Genomic DNA, 419 nt, shown 5'->3' on the forward strand with positions numbered 1-419 from the left:
GCGGCGACATATGGCTGAAAAAAGGGGGCGCCAGCTGGCAGGGCGATAACGAAGTCCATCATTTGTCGGTGGATAACCTGACGGCGCATCTCTCCCATGATAAGCAAAGCTGGGCCTTTTATATTCCCGATACGCGGATCGCTATCGATGATAAACCCTGGCCAAGCGGAGCCCTGGCGATGGCGTGGATCCCGGCGCAGGACGTTGGTGGCGACGATCGTCAGCGTAGCGATGAGTTACGTATTCGCGCCAGCAATTTGGCCCTCAGCGGCCTGAGCGGGTTACAGCCGTTTGCTGATAAGCTGGCGCCTTCTCTGGGCGAACTCTGGCGTACCACGCAGCCTGGCGGCAAAATCAATTTGCTGGCTCTCGATATCCCCCTGCAGGCGACGGAGAAAACGCGTTTTCAGGCGCAGTGG

At 58.5% G+C, this 419-nt stretch carries 1 protein-coding gene; it reads left to right on the plus strand.

Annotation, left to right across the window (positions count from 1 at the left end; translation table 11 throughout):
- On the plus strand, positions 1-419 hold a 419-nt coding region (locus tag FJV41_RS56095; RefSeq protein ID WP_220138040.1), incomplete at both ends, for a YhdP family protein.

Origin of the sequence: Myxococcus llanfairpwllgwyngyllgogerychwyrndrobwllllantysiliogogogochensis, assembly GCF_006636215.1 — a bacterium.
Taxonomy (GTDB): Bacteria; Myxococcota; Myxococcia; order Myxococcales; family Myxococcaceae; genus Myxococcus; species Myxococcus llanfairpwllgwyngyllgogerychwyrndrobwllllantysiliogogogochensis.